General features: G+C 73.5%; 1 pseudogene. It reads right to left on the reverse strand.

Annotated elements, in window-relative coordinates:
- Positions 1-686, reverse strand: a pseudogene (locus tag KBX39_RS32470) (aromatic acid exporter family protein); the annotation flags it as partial.

Here is a 686-nt window from a genome sequence, read left to right on the forward strand (position 1 = left end):
GGCCGGTGCGGTGCTCCTTCTCGCCGAACGCCTGCCGGACCAGGCGGTTCGCCTCCTCCTGCTCGAGCCCGGAGGCCACCATCAGGTCGCTCGCCGTGGTACGCACCTGCGCGATCACCACGCTGCCGGAGAAGCCGACCCCCTCGGCGTACGCCCGGCCGGCCTCGCTCACCGCGCGCAGCGACCGTTCGCGGGCCTCCTGCGGCTCCTGCCCGGCGGCGAACTCGTGCCGGAGCAGGCGCACCGACTCGGCCAGATGACCGATCGCGTCCGGCATCGGCTCGGGGGCCGGTTCGTCGTCCTCGATCATGGTGACCGCGCGGCGGATCAGCGTGCCTGTGTTGCGCATGGCCCGGTCGATCGGGTCGGCCGCCTCCGCGTAGTGGGTCAGCTCGCCGCGCCGGTGCCAGCGGGCCGGGGACAGCGTGCTGGTCTCCTTGGCACCCTCGATCGCCTCGGAGAGGGCGGCCAGTTCCTCCTTGTTCTCCCGCAGCCGGAACAGCGCGCGCTGGGCCGCCTCCCGGTCCTGGTTTCGCAGCGCCTCGGCGCAGGCGTCGAGCTGGTCGGCGAGGAGGTCCAGCGCGGGCCGGGCGGCCCGGTTGATCACCCGTAGCGGGTTGAGCGGCAGCAGGATGGCGGTGACGAGCAGCGCGATGCCGCCACCGAGTAACGCGTCGATGAAGCGG

This window comes from Micromonospora sp. D75 (assembly GCF_018070405.1).
GTDB classification, from domain to species: domain Bacteria; phylum Actinomycetota; class Actinomycetes; order Mycobacteriales; family Micromonosporaceae; genus Micromonospora; species Micromonospora chalcea.